The 17180-nt window shown below is 55.1% G+C and carries 13 protein-coding genes, 4 tRNA genes and 1 other RNA gene; 2 read left to right on the top strand and 16 right to left on the bottom strand.

Features of this window, described 5'->3' with window-relative positions; all coding sequences use genetic code 11:
* Nucleotides 1-43: 43 nt before the first annotated feature.
* The 14 genes from JJB07_RS20640 to JJB07_RS20575 form a co-directional block, all read right to left on the bottom strand.
* Complete coding sequence (locus JJB07_RS20640) at nucleotides 44-1585, bottom strand: M14 family metallopeptidase (RefSeq protein WP_201638005.1); 1542 nt, start codon at nucleotides 1583-1585, stop codon at nucleotides 44-46.
* A gap of 137 nt (nucleotides 1586-1722) precedes the next feature.
* Entirely contained in the window at nucleotides 1723-5031 is a 3309-nt protein-coding gene (locus JJB07_RS20635) for a DUF5704 domain-containing protein (RefSeq protein WP_201638004.1), read from the bottom strand.
* Nucleotides 5032-5384: 353 nt separating this feature from the next.
* Nucleotides 5385-6560 (bottom strand): stalk domain-containing protein, encoded by a 1176-nt coding sequence (locus JJB07_RS20630; RefSeq protein WP_201638003.1) that lies wholly within the window; start codon nucleotides 6558-6560, stop codon nucleotides 5385-5387.
* Between the two features lie 112 nt (nucleotides 6561-6672).
* A complete protein-coding gene (recR, locus tag JJB07_RS20625; protein WP_201638156.1) occupies nucleotides 6673-7275 on the bottom strand; it encodes a recombination mediator RecR in 603 nt (200 codons plus the stop codon).
* Nucleotides 7276-7297: 22 nt separating this feature from the next.
* Nucleotides 7298-7609 (bottom strand): YbaB/EbfC family nucleoid-associated protein, encoded by a 312-nt coding sequence (locus tag JJB07_RS20620; RefSeq protein WP_201638002.1) that lies wholly within the window; start codon nucleotides 7607-7609, stop codon nucleotides 7298-7300.
* Between the two features lie 27 nt (nucleotides 7610-7636).
* Nucleotides 7637-9628, bottom strand: coding sequence for a DNA polymerase III subunit gamma/tau (dnaX, locus tag JJB07_RS20615; protein ID WP_201638001.1), 1992 nt, complete (start codon nucleotides 9626-9628; stop codon nucleotides 7637-7639).
* Between the two features lie 132 nt (nucleotides 9629-9760).
* Nucleotides 9761-10846, bottom strand: coding sequence for a two-component system sensor histidine kinase NtrB (locus JJB07_RS20610; RefSeq protein WP_236588280.1), 1086 nt, complete (start codon nucleotides 10844-10846; stop codon nucleotides 9761-9763).
* A gap of 182 nt (nucleotides 10847-11028) precedes the next feature.
* Nucleotides 11029-11293, bottom strand: an RNA gene (gene ffs, locus JJB07_RS20605) — signal recognition particle sRNA large type.
* 12 nt (nucleotides 11294-11305) lie between these two features.
* A tRNA-Ser gene (locus JJB07_RS20600) sits at nucleotides 11306-11397 on the bottom strand.
* A gap of 23 nt (nucleotides 11398-11420) precedes the next feature.
* Nucleotides 11421-11510: transfer RNA gene (locus JJB07_RS20595), tRNA-Ser, on the bottom strand.
* A gap of 17 nt (nucleotides 11511-11527) precedes the next feature.
* A complete protein-coding gene (tadA, locus tag JJB07_RS20590; protein WP_347338381.1) occupies nucleotides 11528-11992 on the bottom strand; it encodes a tRNA adenosine(34) deaminase TadA in 465 nt (154 codons plus the stop codon).
* A gap of 42 nt (nucleotides 11993-12034) precedes the next feature.
* Nucleotides 12035-12113: transfer RNA gene (locus JJB07_RS20585), tRNA-Arg, on the bottom strand.
* A 39-nt stretch (nucleotides 12114-12152) separates the two neighbouring features.
* Nucleotides 12153-12243, bottom strand: a tRNA-Ser gene (locus JJB07_RS20580).
* Nucleotides 12244-12306: 63 nt separating this feature from the next.
* Nucleotides 12307-12570, bottom strand: a complete 264-nt coding sequence (locus tag JJB07_RS20575) for a hypothetical protein (RefSeq protein WP_201637999.1) — start codon at nucleotides 12568-12570, stop codon at nucleotides 12307-12309.
* 141 nt (nucleotides 12571-12711) lie between these two features.
* Between JJB07_RS20575 and JJB07_RS20570 the strand changes: the two genes are divergently transcribed.
* Nucleotides 12712-13356: a deoxynucleoside kinase gene (locus JJB07_RS20570; RefSeq protein WP_201637998.1), complete on the top strand. Its 645-nt coding sequence runs from the start codon at nucleotides 12712-12714 to the stop codon at nucleotides 13354-13356.
* The gene (locus JJB07_RS20565) at nucleotides 13349-14029 is read left to right on the top strand and encodes a deoxynucleoside kinase (RefSeq protein ID WP_201637997.1); all 681 of its coding nucleotides are present in this window, start codon (nucleotides 13349-13351) and stop codon (nucleotides 14027-14029) included. The genes JJB07_RS20570 and JJB07_RS20565 overlap by 8 nt, the downstream gene beginning before the upstream one ends.
* Nucleotides 14030-14702: 673 nt before the next feature.
* Here the strand turns inward: JJB07_RS20565 and JJB07_RS20560 are convergent.
* A complete protein-coding gene (locus JJB07_RS20560) occupies nucleotides 14703-15758 on the bottom strand; it encodes a DUF5667 domain-containing protein (protein ID WP_201637996.1) in 1056 nt (351 codons plus the stop codon).
* Between the two features lie 108 nt (nucleotides 15759-15866).
* Nucleotides 15867-17168: an ArnT family glycosyltransferase gene (locus tag JJB07_RS20555; RefSeq protein ID WP_201637995.1), complete on the bottom strand. Its 1302-nt coding sequence runs from the start codon at nucleotides 17166-17168 to the stop codon at nucleotides 15867-15869.
* Nucleotides 17169-17180: the final 12 nt, after the last annotated feature.

Below are 17180 nucleotides of genomic sequence, written 5' to 3'. Positions count from 1 at the left end.
GAAAAAAAGACCCCTTTCTCGGAAGAAAGGGGTCTGGTTCTGCTTACGGCAGGGTGATCCACGTTGCGCTCGGAGCGCCCCATGCGCCGGTGTCGTCTTGGGACTCGACGAGTACGAGGTGCTTGCCGGACGCAAGGCCCGTCGTCGGGAGTTTCGCCGTGAACGAGGTGATCGCGCCTGAATTGGTGGAGGAGCCAAGAGTCGCTTGGGTTCCGGTGCCGCGCGCGCCGAGGTTGTCGAGGAAGACTTCGACTCCTTTGTTTTTGTTGGAGCCAGACTTGGCATCGTCTGCAGAGCCGGTGACGGTGAGGAGTCCGTTGGCGACCGTTGCGCTTAGCGTTGTGGAGTCCGGACCGCCGGCACGACCGTAGGGGTCGTCGGTGATTTTGATGCCGTTGAGGAACGGTTGGCGGTTCTCGGCGATCTGCGTTTGCAGGTCTGCGCTCGTCGGCCAGAACGTTTTGCCGACTTCGATCGTGAACGACGGGATGCGGTGGAAGCCGTATGCCCAGTCGGTGGTGTCGCCGGTCGTGTAGTACATTTTCGCGCCGATGTAGGATTTATAGGTGTTGGTGGTAGCCCATTTGTCGCCGATCATCTGCATCTTGGCGATGTCGTTTTGCGCGCCGTATTGGTTGACGTCGAACGTCCAGTTCCACGGCCACATGATGTCGTTGCCGTAGGAATGCATATCCACGACGAGTTTAAACCCGTTCGGGACGGTGGCCGGCGTGCCGGACGGCCCCATAACCGAATCGATGAAGTTTTTCACAGCGGCGGTCTCAGGTTCCGAGAAAGCGGTCGGGCCGCAGTATTCGATGGAGAACGGGTTGGTCGACGTGCCGTAAACCGGGTTGCCCCAGACGTCGGTTCCGATCTCGTCGTAGTTGCGGTTGAGGTCAACGCCGTCGGAGCCCCAGCGAGTGTCGGTGTTTTTGCGCCAGTTTTGAAGTTGTTCGGCGCGGTTGTGGCCGTCTTTGTTCAAGATCGGGATGATGTAGATTTCACGGTTGTCGACCATCCAGGTGACATCGGGGTCGGTGCCGTAGTTGGTAAGCAGATAGTCCATGTTCGACAGCATGATCTCCGGCGGCGAAATTTCACGGGAATGCGTGCCTCCGATGAACAGCGCTTTGGACTTCTGGCTGGATTTGAGTTTGTTGGAAGAGATCTTGATCACTTGGATCGGGCGGCCTTCGAAGGTGTTGCCGATCGTGGTGACGGTGGCGATGTTTTTGAATTTCGCGGCGCGGTCGGCGAGGATCTGCTCGACGGCGGTGTTGGTGTGGTAGGAGGAGTCAAATACCGGCCCCGAAGTTTGGCGGCTCATCGTGTAGCTCCAGCCGTTGGCTTGCAACCAGTTGATCTGGTCGCTGGTCAGCGGGGCTTCGGCGAAGTTCGGTTGCGTTTCCCAGACGTCGATGCCTTGCGCTTCGAGTTGCGTCGCGGTGTGGGTGGCATCGGTGTAGATGCGGAACAGCGTGATGTTCGCGGCGTGTGCAGCTTGGGGCGGGATGACAGCCGAAGCGGTCGCGCCGGTCAGCAGCAGAGCGGCGAGGGTGAGTTTGGCCCAATTGGTTTTCATAAGTGGGTGACCTCCGTTTTATTATCTGATTTGATTTGTGAAGATTCGGAAACTTTCTAGATTATGGGGGAGTTTTCCTGCTTATGAAAAAAAGACTCCGTACTCGGGAGAGAGTCGGAGTCTTTTTTATCCGGTGGTTAGTGCGGGACGTACGTGCCGAGGTCGTCGTAGGAGGACTGGTCGGCGTGGTAGTAGAGGACGTCGCCGTCTGCAATTTGGAACGTGTTGCCGTCTGCGTCGGCGAAGCTCGACCGCATGCCTTCCATGTGCCATTGGTTGTCGAGCGGACCGTGGATGTATTGGAGGTGCGGAGCTGACGTGTTGCCGTTTTGGATCGTTTCGATGTTGAAGTTGACGATGATGTAGCCGTTTTTCAGCCAAATCGGCGAGTGGTCGTCGAGAGAGTTTTGGCTTGAGAGGTCTGTGCCGGAGCGCACGACTTTTACGGCGGCGGGGAGGCTGTATTCGCCGTACCATTTTTGGACCGAGGCATTGGCGAGGGCAGCGTCGCCCGCGTCGGGGTTGTGCGTGCCGATGAACGTGCGGACTCCACTCGCGAGCAGTTGCCAGGAGTAAGCGGTGCCGATGGCGGTTGGCTTCTCTGCTTTGTACAAGTAGTTGGAGATGTACAGCGTTCGGTCTCCCGCTTTCGAGCGGCCCAAGTCGTTGAAGACGCGGTCGTAGAGAAATGTCGCGGTGTCGGTGAATTCGGTGGGGGTGACATTTCGCAGCGGCGTGTTCAGGACGAGTTGGCGTTGCTGGGTGTCTTCGGGGGAGCCGATTTTGATAAAGGGGTTCGAGTTGGTGCTGTAGTAGAGGTCTACGTTGTCATATCTCGTCTTGCCGTCCTTGGTTACAAACGAGAAGGTCGGCGTAATTCTTACGCCGTCGGTAAGTCCGTACATGTTGCCGACGGTTTTCATGTCGAATTTGAAGTGATAGCCGGTTTTGACGGCGTTGTACCCGTAGCCTGCAAGCGGTGAGGAATTCGGCCCGAGCGGGAGTTCAAACGGCGGGGCGACGGTTGGGTTGCGCTTGTCACCGTTGAAGTCTTGGTCTCCGATCCAGTAGCTGCGGTTCGGGAGGATGTCACGGCTTCCCTTGGCCGGGCGGAAGACCAGTTCCCAGTTGTAGTCGGCGACGTCTGTGATTTTGAAGTCGAAGAGGCGCCCGATGACTTTCACGGGGAGGACTTTGGTCGCGATGTGGTGTGCGAGATTCAGGTTCGCTTGGTTTTCCTCTTGGCTCGGGTTGTTGTACGTGGTGTCCGTTTCCTTGATCGGGCTGTTTTCAGCGAGGGAACGGAATTTGACGTCGTAGTCGCCTTCGTTGACCCAGACGGGGAGAGTGAAGGTGTATTCTTGGTAGGCTTTGGGGATGGTCAGCCACTGGCCGGCTTTTTTCCATTGCTTGTCCATGTAGACGTCAAACGGGAACCAGACTTGGCGTGAAGCGATGTACTCGGCGTAGTCGCGGTTGCCGTAGTTCTGGTAGGTTTGGTGCTGGCCGTTCGTTGGGACGAAGACCTTGAAATCGCGGGTCAAGATCAGGGAACGGCGGGTCGTATCCGGTACGGTCATCTGGTTGTGCGGGCGGTCGTCGGCGACTTCAAAGTACGCCACGGTCGGAGTGTGGACGGTGACGGGGTTGATGTTGTCGATGTTGTCCACGACGTCGGGAGCGGAACCCGGGATCGTGGTGCCGGTGGGAGTGTAATGGACGTTTCCGGAACTTGGTTGTAGGAGCTTGTTGATTTTGTACGTGTCGATGTAGAGATGGTTTTGGTAGAACTTCCGGTCTGCGTCTGTGTACTGTGCAGGTGCCGGGATGTCGAGCGGTTTTTGCGTGGTTTCGTCCTGCCATGCGCTGTCCATGCGCTTTTGGGGCAGGTTGTCGAAGGAGAAGTCGTCGTTGCGGACTTTGATTTTCAAGATTTGTTTTTCTGCATCGCCACGCCAATCTTCGGTGGGCGGGTTGGGTTTGCCGTTCTGCCCGCCGGAGACTTCCTCGACATCGGGAATCATGTAGGGATTTGGGTATTTCGGTTCGGTGAGATGCCACGCTTCGTCTGCGTGGTGATCTGCGACGACGGACGGCGCGTTGTAAGTCTGTGGGTACATGGTGACGGTGCCCGGAAGCGCGTAGTTGTCCATCGTGGCGTAGGACATTTTGAAGACGTTGAGGGAGTCCACCATCCAGTAGGAGTAGTTTCGCTTGATCGTGTAGGGCTGGGAGATGACTTGGGTGTCTTCTCTGGGCTGCCATTCTGTTATTGGATTGCCGTCAGGGTCGGTGCCCGTTTCCACTTCCTCTTCCCAGGTGAGATGGAACGTTTTTTGGACGGTGATCGGGTAGTCTTTGGTCTTGCTGACTTGTTGGTAGTGATAGTCGTACAGGTAGCGTTTGCCGCCTGCTTGGGTGTAGAGAGTTTCGTGGGTCGGGATGCCTTGGGTGACGTTGAATTTATCTGTCGTGCCGCCCGGAACGGGATCGGCTCCGATCTTGCCGGTTGAGTTGGGGTCTACATCTCGGCCACCGCCTGATTCTGCGGGGGCGGGGGCGTTGAAGAGGACGACGGTGTGCTCGGCGGTGGTTTGGTCGGTGCCGTTGTTGACGTCGTACGCTTTGATCGTGATCGAGGCTTTGGTGCTGGCGGCGCCGCTGAGTTGGATCTTGATCGGGAGGCCGCCTCGTCCGTCCGATTTGCCGGAGAGGGGGCCGTTTTTGTCGCTGGTTTTGACGAAGTAGCAGTTGACGGTGTTGGTGATTTCGTACTTGCTCAAGTCTGCGCCTTTGGAGATTGCATCAAAAGAGAAAGTTCCGTCGACTTCGGTCGCTTTGGAGTCCGCTTCGGTCGGGCCGTCGATGATGCCGGTGACGGAGACGGTGGATTTGGGCTTGTACATGCCGACGATTTTGTTGCCGCCGGGGTCTGCTGTGATGTTGCGGGTGAGTGGGTCGTTGCCGTCCACGACGCTGTCATGCTGGTCCCAGTTGTCGAAGGGGGTGATGTAGCTTTGGTAGAGCACGTAGTCGTTGCCGTTCCACGTGATTTGGTTTTGAAAGGAGAAACTGGCCGTGTCCCCGACGTGGAGGGAGCCCGGTTTGATGTGGTTGACGTAGTAGCCGCTGACGACGGTGCTGCTGTTGTTGCACGGGACGGTGGTACCGTCCGAGAGGAAGCACATGCCGTCTACTTTTACGGGAGAGATGGGAGTTTCGATGTCGTAGTACTGGCCCATGGTTCCGATCGCCTGCCAAGCGGCCGCGCCGAAGATGTCTTGGGGGGAGTAGTAGGCTTTGGACTCAATCTCTCCCGTTTGTGGGTGGTAGATGTGAAAGATTGAATTGAGGTACACGTGATGGGTGTAAATATAGCCACCATAACCAATTGATTTCAAAGCCTCGTTCACTTGATCGATGTTGACACGAAAATACGTTGTCACATTACCAGCGCTCTTGTCCTCTTTCGCATCAAACTCTACTTTTCGATTCTCCTCCATTATTACGTGCGGCCCTGATAGAGGGTCGCAATTTTGATTTAAGCTCCCGGTACAAGTTATGTTTAGATTGACCACCCAACCAGTGGTGAGATAATACGTGTTGTTATTACCCCCTTTTGGATCTGTCATGTTAAAGCCCCAAAAGTCAGGAGCGCTGGGCTCCACTAGCGCGTAAACCAACGGGTCGGCTTCTGCTGTATTTGGAAAAAAGGCCCTGCCAATAATGAAAAGAAGTACTAAGAAGACTAGGCAAAGTCTGCGAACTCTTTTAAGATGTGCCATTTGGCAAATCCCACCTAATTCGTAGCTGGAACGATCCAACTGTGTTCTTGCAGTGTAGCGTTATGGTCTACAAAACGAGTGTAGGGAGTTTTATCATCCATCAGCCCAACATATATCGGAACGTCCACATAACCAGTGTACAAGACACCCATTTCACAAGGCGGAAGATTGTATAAAGCATCGTACAGAACTTTCTTTTTTTCATTGTAATGCAAGACCTGATATTTGATTTTCGTGCGAACATACCACATTCCATTTTGGCTGTAAGTCATCGTAGACTCTGGTTCTACAGAACCTTGAATTTGAATTTGATTGCTTTTTACCCAATCAACATACCCATGCAAGTTAAAGGGCTTGAGTCCACCGTGTGCCTCTGCAATTTGGTTCTCCCAATCGTTAGTAATGGTATGGCAATCAACATTCAGTACCAATCCATAGAACTTTCTGATGAGAGCATCCCATTTATCGAGTTCTTCTTTACGGAATACTTCTTTAAACTCGTTCGATAACTGTTTAGTCGATTCAAACGGTCGGTCTTCAAGAACATTTTTCGCATATTGCATCTCGTACATCTCGTTGGGGACGTCTTGGAGGATGTACGGGAAGTCGGCGGCGTTTTTGGGGAGGTTGGTGGTGCGGACCGGGCGACCCCAGAGGTCGGTTCCTTTGGCGGCGGCGTCGATCAGGTAGCCAGGGTCGGCGGGGGTCGGGATTCCGCCACCACCGCCGTTGTTGGTCGGGTTTTTGTAGGTGATCAGTACCGCGTTGTTGGGAGCGTCCCATTTGACGTCGGCACCGAGGTTTTCACTGACGAAGCGCAGCGGGACGTAGGTGCGGTCGTTGGTCATCACCGACTTGGTGTCGAGCATGACGGAGGCGCCGTTGACGCTCGCTTTGGTTTCGCCAACGCGCATACGGATGTCCTTGCCCGGCAATTTGATCACCACGAATTGCGTATTCGGCATCCAATCAACCGTCGCCCCCATGCTCTCCGCGACGAAACGCACCGGCACCATCGTCCGGTCGTTTTCATCGACGAACGGCTTCGCATCGGGGAAAGCAATGACTTTGTTGTTCATCAAAACTTTGATCTCTTGCGGTGTATCGGCAAGCGTTGCGGTCGTCGGCGTTACACCGAGCAACACGGCGGTCGCTGTCAGGGTCGTGAGGGGAAGCATCCACTTTTTCACTGGTTTTCGACACTCCTTCGTTATGCTGTAAGTCTGAGGTTTATCCAAGATTTAGTATACATGAAAAAGACCACTCCTCCCAAGGGAAGAGTGGTCTTTTTTTAAAAACGTATTAAATTTCCCGGCGGCCTTCGAGGGCTTTGGAGAGGGTGACTTCGTCGGCGTATTCGAGATCGCCGCCGACGGGGAGACCTGCTGCGATGCGCGTAACCTTGATCCCAACCGGCTTGAGCAGGCGGGAGAGGTACATCGCGGTCGCTTCTCCTTCGATGTTCGGGTTGGTCGCCATGATGATTTCGTTGACTTCCAATTCCGGGTCTTGCAAACGGCGCAGCAATTCGGCGATGCGGATCTGGTCCGGGCCGATGCCTTCGATCGGGGAGATCGCGCCTTGCAAGACGTGGTAGAGCCCGTTGAATTCACGGGTCTTCTCCATCGCAACGACGTCCTTGGCTTCTTGCACGACACAGAGAATGTCGCGGCGGCGGGATTGGTCGTTGCAGATCCGGCAGGGGTCAATGTCGGTGATGTTGCAGCAAACGGAGCAATGGTGGAGATGACGCTTGGCGTTGACCAGTGCTTTCGCCAGCTCCATGACGTCGTCTTCCTTCATGCTCAGAACGTGGAACGCGAGCCGCTGAGCGGTCTTCGGCCCGATCCCCGGCAGACGGTTGAAACCGTCGACGAGGTTGGAGATCGCTTCCGGGTAGAACAGCATCGGGAGAGGTCTCCGCTTCCTAGAACAGGCCCGGCATGTTCATGCCTTTGGTGTACTTGCCCATTTCGGATTGGGTCATCTCGTCGACTTTTTTCATCGCTTCGTTGATCGCAGCGAGTACGAGGTCTTGGAGCATTTCGACGTCATCCGGGTCAACCGCTTCCGGCTTGATGGTCACGGATTGAACTTGCTTGTGGCCGCTGACCACGATGGAGACGACGCCGCCGCCCGCGGTGCCCTCTACCGTTTTGGTGCCGAGTTCTTCTTGCGCCTTCATCATTTGCTCTTGCATTTTTTGTGCTTGCTTCATCAGTTGTTGCATGTTTTTCATGGAAGTTTCACCTCATGCTAGAATATGTTACTCCAGAACCGTTACATGCTCGGGTCCGAAGAGATACTTGGCTTTTTCGACGAGATCGTCGATTTTGTCCACCGCGATGGGCGGCGGAGTCGGGGCACTTTCAGTCGCCGAATCGTCGTGCTGCTGCGGCGTTGACGGGTTCGAAGTCGGGGACTCTTCGGCAGGAGTTGCCTCCGGGCTTGGAGCCTCCTCCTGCTTCGGTTCCGATCCCACCGTCGCAAGGGTGGCGAGCGTGGGGGTGAAGCGTTCCCAGTCGGTTTCCATCACGGCGTAGAGCTGACTCGGCGTGCCGTTCATCAGTTGGGTGAACACGGCGTCGATGATTTCCTTGTGAATCGGTTTCATAATCGTCTCTTTGTGAATCGGAGACTTGAAAGCGACGATGATAAAACCGTTGGACACCGCCACCGGATTGCCTGCGAGCAGCCAAGCTTGGGCGGTGATTTTTTGCTTCTTCACTTCTTCGAGCACGCGGGGCCAATAAGTCTGGACGTGCGCCAACGCTTCCGGGTTCGGAGCGGTGACGATCTTGTCGAGAGAGGCGGATGCAGAAGGAGTCGAAGCACTCGGAGCCGGACGGGCAGGTTCCGGGGTTGGAGCAGGTGCTGCGGGTTGCGATTGAGCTTGAACTTGCGGTTTCGAGACGGGCGCAACAGGCGCTTCGTCACGAGGAGTATGAGAAGGAGCCTGTCTCGACGGTTGGTGCGGGGCGGGAGTTGCTGCATGGCTCGTCCCACCTCCGGACGCAACGCGGTGTTCGAGTTCGGCGAGTCGGCGCAAGATGTCTTGCGGCACTTGGGCCGGGGCTTGCGGGGCCCCGCCGAAGTTGCCGCCAAGCGGAGCGCCGCCGGCGATTTTTGACTCCAGTTCTTGAATGCGTTTGAGCAGGTCTTCCGGCTCGATCGACTGGATGTTGCAGAGGCGCACCATCAGCATTTCGAGCAACAGGCGGCCTTGCGACTGCCATTTGAGTTCATTTTGCACGTGGGTCATCTGCTCGATCATCTGAATGAGCAGGGGCGTTTCGAACAACCCCGCCACGTCGGCAAACTGTCGGTCGTAGTTGGCGCGGTCTTGGATTTCCTCCAGATGCGGGACCGTTTTCATCATCAGCAAGTCGCGGAAGTACGTGACCAAGTCGTGCATCAGTTGGACGACGTCTTTGCCGTTGTCCATGAGGGTGCCGATGTGCCCCAAAACTGCGGGAGGGTTCCGTTGTGCGACGGCACGTGCAATGTCAGCGAGAATTTCAGACGAAATCGAGCCGACCATTGCGATGATGTCGTCTGCACGAACGCCGTCTCCGCCAAACGAGATCACTTGGTCGAAGATCGACAGCGCATCGCGCATCCCGCCCTCTGCAGCGCGAGCGATGAGCCAGAGGGCTTCTTCCTCGACTTGAACGCCCTTCTCATCGGCGATGGATTGCATATGGTCGACGATCTGACGCCCCATGATGCGGCGGAAATCGAAGCGTTGGCAACGCGAGATGATCGTGGCGGGCAGTTTGTGCGGTTCGGTGGTCGCGAGGATGAACATGACGTGCGGCGGCGGTTCTTCGAGCGTTTTGAGCAACGCGTTGAAGGCCTCCGTTGTCAGCATGTGTACTTCGTCGACGATATAGACCTTGTAGCGCACTTCGGTCGGCGCGAATTTGACTTTGTCGCGCAGGTCGCGAATTTCATCAACGCCCCGGTTGGAAGCGGCGTCGATTTCGAGGACGTCCATGATGGAGCCCTTGGTGATGCCGATACAAGCGTGGCACTCGTTGCACGGCTCCTCGGCGGGGCCTCGTTCACAGTTGATCGCTTTTGATAAAACCTTCGCAGCCGAGGTTTTCCCCGTGCCGCGCGGTCCGTTAAAGAGGTACGCATGGGCGATGCGATTCTGGCGCAGTGCGTTTTGCAACGTCCGCGTCACATGCTCCTGACCCACAATATCTCGAAAAAGTTGGGGTCGCCATTCCCGATACAGCGCAACGTAACCCATAGTCAGCGAACCCCTCCTTTCCATGTCCATAGATGTTCATTCTAAAGAGTATCATAGTTCAAGTTCGAAATCAAAAGCGCGATCTTACATAGAAAAAAAGGGACTGCTCCACGTGAGCAATCCCGTTTTTTTTCACAAAGCCAACCCCGGCAACAGCACCGACACGGTGGTGCCGTAGCCCTTGGAGGTGACTTGGATTTTCCCGCCGAGGTCGTTGACGAGGCGTTGGCAGATCGGGAGACCGAGGCCGGTGCCGGTATCCTTGGTGGTGAAAAAGGTGTCGAAGATTCGGTCCAGCATGTAGTGTGGAATCCCCGGGCCGCTGTCTCGGATGTCGATGCGCACCAAACCGTCCCGCTCTTGGAACGAACTTCTGATGATCAACTTGCCGCCGTCCATCTCAGACATCGCTTCGATTGCGTTCTTGATCAAATTCCACAACACCTGCTTCAACAACTCCCGATCCGCATACACGGGCGGTACGGGCTCCAACTGCATCGAGAACTCGATGTTGTGCAAGATCGATTCGCTGGAGATCAACGGCGAAATCACCGTAATCAACTCCTCGACCTCCAAGTCTTCCATTTTCAACTCCCTCGGTTTGGACAACAGCAGCAATTCGCCGACCAACCCGTTCACGCGCTCAATCTCCGAGAGCATCACGGTCGTGTAGCTGTGTTCCTTCTCCATCCCTTGCCGCTCCAACTCATGGCGCATCATCTGCAGAAACCCTTTGATCGACGTCAGCGGGTTGCGAATCTCGTGCGCAACGCCCGCCGCGATCTTGCCGACCGTCGCGAGCTTCTCATGGTGATGCACTTGCCGCTCCAGCGACACCAAATTCCCAATGTCCTTCAAAAAGAGAACCAACCCCGCGTTCTCCCCGTCCGATCCACGCAAAAAGTAGCTGTCCGCGAGCAACGTGCGCTCCTTGCCGTTTCGCATCACCCGCACCACATGGTTGCGGTAACAGATGCGCTCCCGCACCATCTCCTGCAACCAGTCGTACTCGTGGGACACGGGCAGCACAAACGAATCCAGCTCACACGGAAACACCAACCCCTCGGCGTCTCCTGCGAGCAGTTCGACTGCCGCTCCGTTTGCGGCCAAGACGTTGAGTTCAAGATCGAGCGCCACCACTCCATCCCGGTACGCTTCGATCGCAAGGCCCTCTAAACTCAATCCCTGTTCACCAGATGCTGAGGATTGTCTCGTCATCACGCGGTCTACCCCCTTCCACGCACTCTTTACATGGAAAGTTCTGCTACTCATCTGTCGAATCCTTCGGTGAACGCTGTCTGTTCCTGTCGAACTGTATTTTTACTTAAAATAAATCAAAAAAACAGACCCGTGCGGACAAGGCACAGGTCTGTTCTCCCTACTTCGGTATAAACTTGTAGCCGTGCATCCGGCTTCGAAACCCCGGGGAAAGCGAAGTTGAGTCGTTAGCTCAGACCAGGCGATCCTGCGGCACACGCAACGATTCCCTTAGTGCTGCTTCCTTCCGGACCTGACACGGTTCAGGAGGTTGCGTTGCGCAGGACCCAATCCTCAACACCACGTGCTCACCTTCAAACTCTCCAAGGAAGCCCCTCAGCCGAACATCGACCCCGCTATAGCGGATTCGCGGGTTACAAGGCGCCGCTACTGCCCCATCTAGCACGACAAACTTTCTCATGGCGGAGAGAAGGGGATTCGAACCCCTGAGACGGTTTCCCGCCTACACGATTTCCAATCGTGCTCCTTCGACCAAGCTCGGACATCTCTCCATGAAGGTTGTAAAAAAGTAAAGTGGCGGAGAGAGTGGGATTCGAACCCACGGGACCCGTTAAGGCCCACTCGCTTTCGAGGCGAGCTCTTTCGGCCACTCAGACATCTCTCCGTATAGGCAATCAAAACTTACTTGCGTCTCAGCTTGCGGAAAAAATCCTTCAGCATCAGACTGCACTCCTCCGCCAGCACCCCGCGAATCACGGTCGGCCGGTGGTTCCAATCGTCCGTCTCCACGAAGTTGACTTTCGATCCGACAGCCCCACCCTTGGGGTCCATCGCACCGATGATCACTTCGTCTACACGGGACAACAAAACAGTCCCGGCGCACATCGGACACGGCTCCAATGTAACATAAAGCTGACAGCCTGTCAACCTCCAGCCCCCTGTTACGCGGGCTGCTTCGCGGATGGCGATCAGTTCGGCGTGGGCCGTCGGGTCCTTCCACATCTCCCGCATGTTGTGTCCGCGGGCGATGATTTCGCCCTCGCGAACGACGACGGCACCGATCGGAACTTCGCCGTAGGAACCGGCAATCTCCGCTTCGCGCATCGCCTCTCGCATGAAGAACTCATGATCCCGAACTTCCCGCACGAACAGCTCCTCCATCCATTGCGTCACATCTTACGAATAGTATGGCGCACCCGGAGGGATTCGAACCCCCCCAAGACGTCGTTTAGGAAACGACCGCTCTATCCACCTGAGCTACGGGTGCAAAAAGAACTCCATACGCAAAGCGTCGGAGTTCACTTGATGGCGGAGGGGGAGGGATTCGAACCCTCGATACTGTTTCCAGTATACTCCCTTAGCAGGGGAGCGCCTTCGGCCAGCTCGGCCACCACTCCGGAACGTCTCTAATACTACACAAAAGCCGCCTCTTTCGCAAGTGGCGACTTTTGTAAAAAAAACTACTTTCTGCCCTTGCGACCTTTCATGCGGCTCCACGCGTAGACCGTCATGAACAGCGTGTACGCCCAGGTCAAGAGGAAGATGATCCAAACCAGCACACGCGGTGCGTCCGGCGAGATGTACACCAACCCGGTGAAGAAAAACATCGCGACGGTAATAAACATCGCGCGGCCAAACGCAGCGCGGTGAAAAGCCAGGTACTGAATGACAACGCAGATCACGAAAAGGATCACGCCCGCGGAAAAAAGAGCACTTGGACTCATGGTAAAGTTCCCCTCTCTGCCTTACAATCTATCTCGAACCTCATTATACAACAAACTTCTACAAGTTACGATTCAACTCGATTGAGGATCAAAACTATGATACAATGCAACTCTGACTAGTAATGTGCAGGAGGGACTTCGATGTCGCCAACCCAGTTCATCACAGTTGAAGGGCCGATCGGGATCGGGAAAACGTCTTTGGCGCGAGCGATCGCCGCACGATACGGTTTTCAACTGCTGCAAGAGATCGTCGAGGAAAACCCGTTCCTTGGCCGTTTTTATGAAAACATCGAGGAGTGGAGCTTCCAGACCGAGATGTTTTTTCTGTGCAATCGTTACAAGCAATTGGCCGATATCTCGAATGACTATTTGAAGCAAGACCGTTCTGTCGTTTCCGACTACAACATCTTCAAGAACACGATCTTTGCGCATCGGACGTTGCATATGGGTGAATTGGACAAGTATCTGAAGATCTATGACATTATGACCTCAGACATGCCCAAAGCCACGTTGATCATCCATCTGACGGCGAGTGTGGAGACGATTATGGGCCGCATTGCCAAGCGCAACCGCGAATTTGAGACGAACATGGACCCGAACTACATCCGCCACTTGCGCGATGATTATGAGTTGTTCCTCACCCGCTACCGCCTGGCGAACCCTGATGTTCCGGTGCTGCAGCTCGATGGGGACAAGCTGGATTTTGTGAAGAATCCGGGGGACCTCCAATACATCTTTGACCAAATCGATGGAATTCTTACAAAGGAGCAACGCTCACATGCCTAATATCGACGTTCTCGACCGCTACGGAATTCCGCGCGACGCGGTGATTACCATCGGCGGTACGGTTGGCGTTGGCAAGTCCACGATCACGATGGCGCTGGCCGAGACCTTGGGCTTCCGCACGTCGCTGGAGAAAGTAGACACCAACCCGTATCTGGACCTCTTTTACAACGATTTTGAGAAGTGGAGCTTCCACTTGCAGATCTACTTCCTCGCCGAGCGTTTCAAAGAACAGAAGCGGATCTTTGAATACGGCGGCGGGTTTGTGCAAGACCGTTCGATCTATGAGGACACCGGGATTTTTGCCAAGATGCTGTTTGAGCAAGGCAAGATGAGCACGACCGATTACGAGACGTATACCTCGCTGTTTGAAGCGATGGTGATGACGCCGTACTTCCCGCACCCGGATGTGCTGATTTATCTGGAAGGCAGTTTCGAGGATGTCATTGAGCGCATCAAGGAGCGCGGTCGTCCGATGGAGCAGAACACCGACACTTCGTATTGGGAAGAGATGTACCGCCGCTATGAGGACTGGATCAACAACTTCACGGCGTGCCCGGTCATTCGCATCAACATCAACGAGTATGATGTTGTGCAGGACCGCGATTCGATCCACCATGTGCTGGAGAAAATCTCGCAACGAATTTCGCAGAACAACCGCCGCGTGCGCGCGTAGGTTTTTGGAGAGAAAGCATCGGGATTGTGCCGGTGCTTTTTTTGGTGGGAACTTGCAAGGAGTGCGGGAGAGTTGGTATCATAAGGGTATCAACGAGCGTACACTAAAAAGAACCCTAGCTGCGCCAACAGCTAGAGTTCTTTGGACAAAGAGTCGGTGGACAACCGCGGTGCGAGAATTACCTTACATGTAAAGCAAAGCAAAACCCACCGTAGGTCGCCTAACCTTTGAGCGGTGGTTTCCGTTTGAACAGCTTTCTACGAACCCATCGGTACAGTTTTCTGCTACTGAACCAAAGGCCCAGCAGAGTTCCCGTAACTTTCAGGATTGCATAAAGCGTTGCAATCGTTGCCAGGGCGATCACCCCCTCTCTGAAGGGATGTCACCGCGGCGGTCCACCGCACTCTTGTCTGTTTCAATTTTACCAATGAATCCAGATTACGTGAAGATAGCAGGTAGTAAAAAGCATCGGTCCCGCACATGCGGGGCCGATGCTTTTTTTACGTGGTGGGAGCTTTGCGTCCGGTGAAGAAGCTGAACAGGGGCATGCCTCCCCATGCTCATCATTTCCTCATAAAAAAAGGTCCTCCCACGGTCGGGAGGAGCCTTCACTCCTTGCAAGCTGTCTTGCTTCTGACAGGTTGCGAGGGTTGTTCGCGTTTTTGCTTAGATGTTACTTGTTTTTGCCGTGTTCGTTGTGGTCGTCGCCTTGATTGTGATCACGGTTTTGTTGCTTGTCCCAGCCGTAGTGGTTGCCGTTGTCATGGTGCTCGGTGGTGGTTTTGGCTTGGACGGTGGGTTTCGCTTCGTCGATGACCGGCATGGTCGGGGCCGGAGTCGTCGGGGTGCTTTCGACCGTACCCGTCGTGGTGGTGCTGGTCGTGGTCGCCTCTACGCTCGTGCTCGTCGTAGGAGCCGTCGTCGTCTCACTCGGAGTGGTCGTGCTGTCCGTAGTGCCCGTTTCGGTCGGAGTCGTGGTTTCTGCGTTGTTCTCGTCATCGCCTTGGGTGTCTTGCTCGTCTTGGTGCTTGTGCTTTTTGTGCTTCTCGATGTTTTTCTCAAGGTGCTTGATGGCGTTCTCGACACCCTTGCGGCCGGATTCCGGGAGCTTGTCCAAGAGAGATTGCAGAACGAGAAGTGCATGTTCCGGGCCCATTTGCTGTGCTTCGTCTTGCGTAGTCTCGGTGGTCGTCGTCGGGGTGGTCGTCGTCGGGGTGGTCGTGGTTGTGTCGGCCGTTGTTGTGTCCGCCGTCGTCGAACCGTTCGTTTCAGTGCCCGTGGTTTCCGTTCCGGTCGTGGTATCTGTGGAAGTCTGGGTTTGGGTTTCTTTTTCTTTTTCTTTTTCATCCATCATGGTGTTGACTTGCGTGAGGAGGTCTTCGATCTGCTTCATTTGCTCTTCGTCGTACTTCGTCACGCCCTTGTCGGACAGAGCTTTCAGTTCAGCAGCTTTTTCGTTCGCGTATTGGAGGAGCAAGTCGGCTTTCTTGTCATCGTTGAACGTGACCATCAAGTTGATGTCGCGTGCCAACTGCTTAAAGAAGTAGAAAAACGAATCCGGCGTCATGCCCGGCTGTACCTCATCGGCAGTTGTCGTCGTCGTCGCAGTTCCGCTCGTCGTCGTAGAAGTGGTGGTGTTCGTCTGCCCGTCTGCAAACGCAGCAACCGGCGCAAGCGCCAATGCAGCGATCAGTGCAGAAGAAGTCAGAAGTTTTTTCGTCATTTTCATTTTGGTGGCATCCCCTTTTGTCTGTGTTGTGCTTTTCTGCTTAGACAATACGGGTACTTCTTGTCCCTTATGGGTGTCCTTGTCGAAAAAAAGAAAAAACCCCTCGCCTCATCGCGAAGGGTTTTTTCTCACAAACACATACGCTCCGTACAAAAAGACGAACGGGAGCAACGGCAACGCGTACCTCGGACTCGTCACATAGACCATGTGCAAAGCTGTAAAATACGCCATCCACAACGCCATCATCCACGCATACGTCTCGCGTCGTTTGAACGCCCAGAGCAAACCGACCAGCGAGAGAGCGAGCAGGATGCGATGCAAGATTTGCAACGATCCCTTCCACGGCTTGAGCAAATCCGCCCAGTCGAAAGTTCCGTCCCAGTAGGCTTTGAATTTGCCGTAGGTGTACCATTTCACCATCGCCCACGGGTTCTGCTGGAACTGCTCCTTCAAATGCTGCTTGCCCTTCGCCATGAGGAGGTCATCCGTGGCGAGCAGATCTCCGGGGACTTTTTTCCATCCTTTGGGATAGTCTTTGAATTCTTCGTCGTGTCCGTTCGCCCAGACGTCGTGGTTGATGTACGTGCCCGTCAAAAAAGGATTCCCACTCGCCTTCGTCAGCGGGATAAAGAGGTGGAAGTCCACATAATTGCGCACAATCCACGGACTCAACACCGCAAACAACATCGCCACCAAAACCGTCCCCACCAAAAACGCCTGCTTGAAGCGAAAATCGCGGCGGAACCACAGATACAAACCCACCGCAATCGGCAACAACGCAATCGTCGGTCGCGCATACGTCGCCAATCCGAGCAGAAGCCCCGCAATCACGAAATCGCGCCACTGCTTCGACTCCACGGCCCGGAACAAGCGAATGAAAAACCACAGCGCAAAAAGCGTAAACATCGTCTCCGTCAGCAACGCGCAGTTCGCCAAGATGTACGGCGGGTACACCGCAAGGACGCCTGCCGCAATCAGCCCGGCGTTGATCCCGACTCCCGACTCTCCCGCATCCACCACGGACCGCGATCCGAACCATTCTCCCTGGGACTGCAAATTCATCCGTCCAAACAACATCCCGCCAAGCCTTACGACCAGCGCCAACGACCCCACGCCCATCAGCGCCACGCAAATCCGCGCCACTGTCAGTCCGATTTCACCGGAACCGAAGATCGCAAACAACCCCGTCAGCACCAACGGGAACAGCGGCGGGATGAACACCGTCGGTTGGTCGATATAACTGCCAAACGTAAACGTCCCCGATTCCAGCAACCGCACCGCACTCTGCACGTACATTTTGTCATCGTAGACTGTCATCAACTTGTCCCCGAGCGCGAAGATCATCCACAGCCGCAAGCCAAGCGCCACGGCGAGGATGATCCAGAAGACGAGGCGTTGTCTCATCGTCATGTCTAAATTCCC

Source organism: Tumebacillus amylolyticus (genome assembly GCF_016722965.1).
Lineage (GTDB): Bacteria > Bacillota > Bacilli > Tumebacillales > Tumebacillaceae > Tumebacillus > Tumebacillus amylolyticus.
This window is presented reverse-complemented; position numbering and strand designations above follow the sequence as displayed.